The following is a 7,680-nucleotide window of genomic DNA, read 5'->3' on the forward strand; positions in this document are numbered from 1 at the left end:
TCCGAACAGGGGAACCAGCCAAATGTGTTCCCGGACCAGAAAGGCTTAGGAAAGAACAACCACCTTGGACAGGTGACGCGGGGCGGTCGTATCAAGGTTTTTAAATTCGGCAATCCGTTCGCCAAATACCTGCAACGCTGGCAGCAATTCAACAACCCGGGCCAAACCGGTTTCGCTTAGCGGAATAGAAATATCGCCCGGCCCGCCAAACCCGATAACCTTGCCACCCTTGTCCTGAATTTCCTGGGCCAGTTTGGCTTCTTCTGCTACGGTGTCTTCGCTGTATAACAAAACCACCAGCGACCTTTCATCAATCAGGCTGATCGGGCCATGGCGATATTCCATCGGATGGAAAGTTTGCGCATAGCTCAGGCTCATTTCCTGAAGTTTCAGCGCCCCTTCGGATGCAATCCCGTAAAGCGGACCTGCGCCAAGATAAACGAAATGTTCGCGCCCGGTGATAAAGCCGCCATCAATGGCGCTTAGCTGTGCCAGAGGTTTTTGCGCTTTTTCAATAATCGAGGGCGAAATGTTGGTCCCGGCCAAACGCAACCCGGCAATCAGCATCAAGGATGCCGACGATGTCATGACCACACCCTCGTCACCGTGGGTCGGCACATAAACTGTTTCGCCAGCGGCAGCAACAATCGAACTGTCTTTTTCGCAGGTCAGCGCAATGGTGCGAATGCCATGCTTTTTGCTGTAATCAACTGCCTGAACGGTCTCGGTTGACTCTCCACTGCGCGACAAGGCCAGCACACAAATATCATCGCGTTTTGCCAAATAGGCATCCGCCCGACGTGCCCATTCGCCACCTGGCACTGCCAGGGCATTTCGCCCGCACAGATTAAATGCCGATACAATCGCCTGTGCCAGGTAATAAGACGTTCCGCACCCGACAACCACGGTGATTGCCTCGGTAATGCTTGGCAGGTCAACTGTTGTTGCGCCCTCCCAATAGGCGAACTGTTCTACAATGACACGCTCGGTCACATTCATTTTAACATCCTTTTTATACAAGCTAATGCTCGCTACTTGGTCGCGCCGGCCATCAGGCCGCTAACCAAAAAACGATTGAGGAAAAGCACCACCAGAACAGGCGGTATAATTGCGATAATTCCGGCAGCATTAATCAGGCCGTAATCGACATAGTTCCGGCTGACAAATTCCGGGATCAGAACCGTCAGCGGCTTTGTCGTTAAGGTCGGTGAGAAGACCAGAGGCACCAGAAACTGCCCCCAGGCATTCAGAAACGTGATGATGGCAGCCGCAATCAGGCCCGGGGCTGCCAGCGGCATAATAATGCGTACCAGCGTATAAGTGCGCCCGGCTCCGTCCATCCATGCGGCTTCTTCCAAAGACAGCGGCATGGACTGGTAAACACTGCGCATCAACCACAAAGCCAGTGGCAGAAATGCCGAAACATAAATCAGCGTGACCCCGACATAGGTATCAACCAGATGCAACGCGATCATCAGGCGGTAAAGCGGGATCATCACCGTATAGGCGGGGATCGCCAACGTACCGACCACAACAAAAAACAGCACATTACGCCCGGGAAATTTCATCCGGGCAAAGGCATAGGCCGCAAATGCCGCAATCGCTACAGTAACAAGGGTGGCCGCGACCGATGTGATCATGCTGTTAATGATCGCGCGGGAAAACTGCGGCCAAACCGACGCAACCGTGTTGCCCTGCGACATACTGGTACTGCCAAACAGCTTGGCGTAATGCTCCAGTGTCATATGTGCCGGCCAGAAATGCGGCTCTGCCGAGACAAGATCGGTCGGCGAGGTAAAACTTGTTGCCAACGACCAGTAGATAGGGCCAACCGACCATAAAAGCAGAACCAGAACCGCAATAATTGTTCCGATTTTACCACCGGCAACTGCAAATTTACGGTGTATCATCAGTCAAATCTCGTTTCACGATAAACCTTGAGAACGTAAAACAATGACACCAACAACGATGCGAGCATCGCCAGAAGCGACAGTGCCATGCCAAGCGAAAATTTAAGGTTCTGGAACGCATCAAGATAAACCTGGATAATCACGGTGCGGGTATCGAGACTGGCACGATTGAGAATCCATGCTTCGTCAAACAGGTTAAAGGCAAACACCGTCGACTGACTGAGTGCAATCGCCAACCCCCCCGATATCAACGGCAAAGTAATCAGGCGGAAACATTTGAACGAATTTGCGCCATCAAGCCGTGCCGCCTGATACAGGTCTTTAGGAATGCTTTGCAGCGCGGCTAGCAAAATAATCGCTGTCAAAGGCATCATGCGCCAGACATGAACCAGAGTTACCAGGAACAGCATCACGTATCTGTCATTGAAAAACAGCGTCGGGCCGCTTAGCAAACCTGTGGAATGCAAGACCCCGGTTAACAGACCGTAGCTGGGGTTATAAATCCACATCCACACAACTGCGTTAACGACCGGTGGCAAGCACCACGGCAACACCACAGCGGCAAGCAACCAGCGACGCCCGATTTGGACCTTGTTAAGCAACAAGGCCGTTGCCAAACCACCCGCCGTTTCAAGAATCACGGCCAGCACCACGTAATAGAAGGTATTGCGCCACGACTGATTTACCGTCGTATTGTTAAACAGGTCGATATAGTTCTTGAACCCGACAAAAGGTGTCCCCGCCCGCATGGGGCTGACATTGTAAACACTATCGATTATTGTCGACAGCAATGGCAGCAGGACCAGCCCGCCCATGATGACAACCATGGGAATAACAAAGGCAATGCCCAGCGAGGCCTCGTTACCAAAGCGGCGCGTTTTTTCACGTGTTCGTGCGGAAGCCATTCCTGGTTATCCTCTGCGTACCGTTATTGCTGGGACGCCGATTTGGCCGCATCCGCAATCTGCGTCAGAGCGTCCTCGACGCTAACCTGACCTTTTGCTGCCTGATTGATGGCAGCCGAAACAGCAGAGGAGAATTCCGGATACCAGCCCGGCGTCCCATCCGCAAACAGCGGTTCGACACTGGCAGCCTGTGCCAGTAAAACCTTGCCATTGTTCAGCTTGCCGTCTTCTTCAAGTTGCCTGAGAACACTCAGGCGCGGCGGCAAATTACCCAGAGAATTATAGCTGTTGACCTGGGTTTCAGGCTTCAGCATCCATTTAATGAATGCCTTGGCCGCATTCTTGTTTTCTGCCGAAACCGGAATACCGATCGCTTCAGGTAAACCAATCGTGCGGGTCTTGCCCGTGGTCGATGGCATCAGGGCTGCGGAAACATCATCGGCCACCTGCGACTTCGACGGATCAGCATAAACTGACAAATTACCTGCCCAACCTGCGACATCGAATGAAACCTTGCCGCTTTTAAACAGTTCCTGAACGTCAACATCCTTAAGGCCGGTTGATGACGGATCGATCAGGCCGTCTTTCAATGCCTGAATTTCAAAACTAAGCGCCTTATACCCACCCGATTTCGGGTCAAGGAACAGCGGTTTGAAATCCTTGTCAAACAGGTCACCGCCAAACGCCTTGGTCAGCAGATACCAAGCCGTTGATGTTCCCTCGGTTGCAGAAAGTGGCAAGCCAATAGGATAATCCACTATTTTTGCATCCTTGATCGCCTTGGCTGCGGCAAGAAGTTCGTCCGGTGTTTTGGGGGCCTGTTTGATACCCGCCTTGTCGAGCTGGGTTTTATTATAAATCAGCACGCGGAAATCGTTATTATAGGGAAGAGCCAGCAAGCTGCCATTATAGTTAAAGATCTTCGCTGTCGGTACATCGGCGATAGTTTCATTGGTGAAATCATCGTTCAAGGCATCATACCAGCCAGCGGCACCAAACTGCCCAACCCAGGACCAGTCAACTTCGGTTGCACTGGCCGGGGCGGTATTTGCAATCATCGATGTGACGATTTTGGTGTGGATTTCGTCCCAACCCAAGGTCTGACTTTGCAAAGAAACGCCGGTTTCTGCCGTAAATTCGTCCGTCATTTCCTTGGGCAGTGTTCCCCAGGGTGGCAGCAAAACCGAAAGTTTCTGTCCGTCGAGGGGTTTGGTATCATCAGCCAGAGCGGTGCCGGAAACACCGACCTGCAACATAGCCGTAGCAGCAATTGCTGCCATAAATGTCCGTCTTTTCATGATATTTGCCTCCTTATTATAATGATTGAAAAGCTGCATTCAGGGACACGGATAGACCTTCAATAAAGGTATGGTCGGCGTTCCAGCCCGCTTGTTGCGCACAGCGCAACAAGGCACCCCCAATCGGTGGCAAGACGGGGATAAGTGGCTCGGACCCAATACGGTCGCGAACACCGTTCAAAACATAGGAATTATCAAACACACCTCCGGCATAGCTCCAGCGCATTGGGGCACTGGTATCGAGCAATCTTGTCGCGGCATCGGCATGTTCGACCAGACGATCACAGGCGTGATCGAGAATGGTCTGCGCATCCTTATCCCCCGCCTCGGCCAGCCGCCCGGTGATCCGGGCAATGGCAGCGATGGAGGATCGCCTGTTTTCAAGCGCATACACCCAGTCGATCAATTCATCGGGGCGCAATGACATTTCCGACAACACGGCGTCGGCAAAGGTTTTTGTTTCATTGCGGCGATCAAGACCACGCCCAACCAGCGCCAGGCTTTCTCGCCCGATCCAGTACGCGCTGCCTTCATCGCCAAAACTGTCGCCCCATCCGCCAATTCTGAAATGCGGATCGCCAGCTTTATTAAGGCTTGCCCACGCCATTGATCCCGTTCCCGCCAGCACAAGCACGCCGCCAGTTCCGGCAAAAGCCCCGTCAAAAGCAACCCGCACATCGTTTTGCACCAAAACCGGGCACGGAAGGCACTCGGCCGCGACGGTATTTTGTTTTTGCGACAGGACTTTAAGTTCATCATGAAACGGCATCCCCATAACCGCCGCCTGCAAACCTTTCTGCACGATGACGGGCGCAACCATTTCTCGCAACAATCCTGGCCAGTCTGTCCCGGATGTTGGATCAAGGCTTGGCCCCGACCTCAACGTCGTAACGGCCCCTTGTGGGTCGGCGATTGCCAGCAGGGTTTTGGTGCCGCCAGCATCAAGGGCAAGAATACAAGCCATCGCTATTCTGCATCCTTAATCGCGATTTCAGTAACAGGGGCCGCAATATCACGAAGGCGTGTTCGCCATTCATCCGAAATGGCGTCGTCGGTAATGACATGCAGGTCTTTACTAACCGGGCCAACGCGATAGGTCAGGCGACGGCTGAATTTCGAAGAATCAACTAGCAAAGCCTTGCTAGACGACCGCGCCAGCATCAGTTCGTTTGCCCGCGCTTCATGATCATCAAGGCTATAGAGCCAACCGTCGTCGGCAATCGCCCCGGCACCAAGGAACAATTGATCAAACCACAACCGTTCCAGCGCACTTTCGGCAATAGGCCCGACCATTGATGCATTTTCGGGGCGCAACTGCCCGCCGATCAGCGTAATGCGAATGTCGCTAACATCCATCAGAACCTGGGCGACCGTCACACAATTGGTGAAAACCGAAAGCGGCATCGGATCAAGCCGCAATCGGCGTGCAATTTGCAGCACTGTCGTCCCGGCATCCAGAAACACACTGCTTTTAGGAATCAACAAGTCATAGGCAGCATCGGCAATCGCGCGTTTTGCCGCAAGGTTTGACCGTTCACGCTGTTCAAAGCCAACTTCGATCCCGACGGCGTCGGCGATACGCGCCCCACCATGGGTCCGAACAATCGCGCCCTGCGCCTCAAGCGCCAAAAGATCGCGACGAACCGTTGCCAATGACGCACCGACCTCATCGGCAATCGCCTGAATATGGCTAAACCCATGATTGTATAAATATTGCCGAATGGCAGACAGGCGATCGCCCTTCATTGAAATCCAGACTCCCTTATTGAACTTTCTGCAATGATATTCCGATCAAAAAAAATCATTGTCAAGCATTTTTATGATCGATTATAACCAATAAAAGTCATGTTACCGACGTATTTTGATTTACTCCAGATGAAAGAAAGCAAGATGACGTACAATCCCTTATTGGAAATGCTGCGATCACGTGCCGATGGCGAGATAACGGGAATACCTTCAATCTGCTCTTCGCATCCACTGGTTATCGAGGCCGCCTTGCGAGAAGGGATTGCCAACAAAACACCGGTTCTGATCGAGGCAACCTGCAATCAGGTTAACCAGGATGGCGGCTATACCGGCATGACGCCGTCAGGTTTTCGTCTTTACGTCGAACAGATTGCAAACAAGGTTGGCTTTGATCTAAAAAACCTGTTTCTCGGCGGCGATCATCTTGGGCCAAACCCCTGGAAAGACCTGCCAGCAACCGAGGCCATGGAAAAGGCAGATATCCTTATTTCCCAGTATGTTAAAGCAGGATTTGTCAAAATCCATCTCGACACGTCAATGGCATGTGCCGATGATCATGCCCCGCTTTCGGATACCACAATTGCCGAACGCTCGGCCCGGCTTGCGCGAGTATCAGAGAATGCCGCTTCGGGCCTGAAGCCCGTCTATATTATCGGCACCGAGGTTCCAATTCCTGGCGGCGCGATGGAGGCCCTTGACCACCTTGAAGTTACATCCCCGGACGCCGCCATCGCGACTTACGAGGCACATCGTAGCGCCTTTGTTAAACTGAAACTGGAGGACGCATTTTCGCGCGTTATTGGCCTTGTCGTTCAGCCAGGCGTCGAATTTGGTAACGAAAATGTTGTCTATTATAACCCGACGGCAGCAACGGAACTCAGCGCAGCATTGAAACAAATTCCCGGCATTGTCTTCGAAGCACATTCCACCGATTACCAGCCGACAAGCGCCTTGTCCTCCCTGGTGAAAGACGGCTTCGCCATTCTCAAGGTTGGCCCCGGCGTAACCTTCGCCATGCGCGAAGCTCTGTACGGCCTTGATCAGATCGCCGGTTTCCTTGATCAACTTGGCAAGGCAGATTCTCTGGCCGAAAAGCTTGAACAACTGATGCTGGCCCACCCCCAGCATTGGCAGAAATATTACCCTGGCAATGCTGATGCCCAACGCCTGCAACGCCATTTTTCTTACAGCGATCGCATTCGCTATTACTGGCCAACGGATGCCGCGACCAAAGCGGTCGATAGCCTGCTGTCACGGTTGGAAAACCGCGATCTGCCCGAACCACTGATCAGCCAGTTCCTGCCAAAAGTCTATCCACTTTTCGCGACTCAAAAACAGAAACCAACCGCACAAACCCTGATCATAGAAATGATCCGCCTGGTCATCCACGACTACGAAATTGCGTGTCGACGCGCCTAAATGTTTAGTCCGCCAGCTTCTTGTTAGCTCTGCGTTCTAAAAATTCGACAATTTCAGGGCTTCCGCGCTTTTTTCCAACCAGGAATTTAGCGCGGAAAACGCCAATCTCCGGCGATCCAACGGCGGGCCTCTGAGCAGGGGCTTTGGCATGTATCTTAACAAACCAAATTTCGAGGTTCGGTTGAGCACAACGAATAAGTGAAGTTTTCCTTCGTCGGTACGTATTTGAATACTATCGATGTGGAAATGCCAGAGGCGCTGCCGTGTAAAATTTTTCTCATAATGCCTTCTTCTATTGTCGAGCATGTGATGCAGCATTGAATCATGAGACTAAATATTTAGCCCCCCTGAAGCGGATAAAAAATTTTAAATTCAAACTATTATGATATACCCTTTATACGA

At 52.1% G+C, this 7,680-nt stretch carries 7 protein-coding genes; 1 reads left to right on the forward strand and 6 read right to left on the reverse strand.

Annotated features, from left to right (window positions below; translation table 11 throughout):
• Nucleotides 1–45: 45 nt before the first annotated feature.
• The 6 genes from AAC086_RS05575 to AAC086_RS05600 are packed head-to-tail and all read right to left on the reverse strand — an operon-like array spanning nt 46 to nt 5,859.
• Nucleotides 46–999, reverse strand: coding sequence for an SIS domain-containing protein (locus tag AAC086_RS05575; protein ID WP_339776336.1), 954 nt, complete (start codon nt 997–999; stop codon nt 46–48).
• Nucleotides 1,000–1,031: 32 nt separating this feature from the next.
• Entirely contained in the window at nt 1,032–1,910 is an 879-nt protein-coding gene (locus tag AAC086_RS05580) for a carbohydrate ABC transporter permease (protein ID WP_339776339.1), read from the reverse strand.
• Nucleotides 1,910–2,815, reverse strand: a complete 906-nt coding sequence (locus AAC086_RS05585) for a sugar ABC transporter permease (RefSeq protein ID WP_339776340.1) — start codon at nt 2,813–2,815, stop codon at nt 1,910–1,912. The genes AAC086_RS05580 and AAC086_RS05585 overlap by 1 nt, the downstream gene beginning before the upstream one ends.
• A gap of 23 nt (nt 2,816–2,838) precedes the next feature.
• The gene (locus AAC086_RS05590; protein ID WP_339776342.1) at nt 2,839–4,113 is read right to left on the reverse strand and encodes an extracellular solute-binding protein; all 1,275 of its coding nucleotides are present in this window, start codon (nt 4,111–4,113) and stop codon (nt 2,839–2,841) included.
• A 16-nt stretch (nt 4,114–4,129) separates the two neighbouring features.
• Complete coding sequence (locus AAC086_RS05595) at nt 4,130–5,077, reverse strand: BadF/BadG/BcrA/BcrD ATPase family protein (protein ID WP_339776344.1); 948 nt, start codon at nt 5,075–5,077, stop codon at nt 4,130–4,132.
• A 2-nt stretch (nt 5,078–5,079) separates the two neighbouring features.
• A complete protein-coding gene (locus AAC086_RS05600; RefSeq protein WP_339776347.1) occupies nt 5,080–5,859 on the reverse strand; it encodes a DeoR/GlpR family DNA-binding transcription regulator in 780 nt (259 codons plus the stop codon).
• A gap of 144 nt (nt 5,860–6,003) precedes the next feature.
• Here AAC086_RS05600 and AAC086_RS05605 point away from each other — a divergent pair, with 144 nt between their 5' ends.
• The gene (locus AAC086_RS05605) at nt 6,004–7,278 is read left to right on the forward strand and encodes a D-tagatose-bisphosphate aldolase, class II, non-catalytic subunit (RefSeq protein ID WP_339776350.1); all 1,275 of its coding nucleotides are present in this window, start codon (nt 6,004–6,006) and stop codon (nt 7,276–7,278) included.
• Nucleotides 7,279–7,680: the final 402 nt, after the last annotated feature.

Source organism: uncultured Thalassospira sp. (assembly GCF_963976115.1).
In the GTDB taxonomy this organism is placed as follows: domain Bacteria; phylum Pseudomonadota; class Alphaproteobacteria; order Rhodospirillales; family Thalassospiraceae; genus Thalassospira.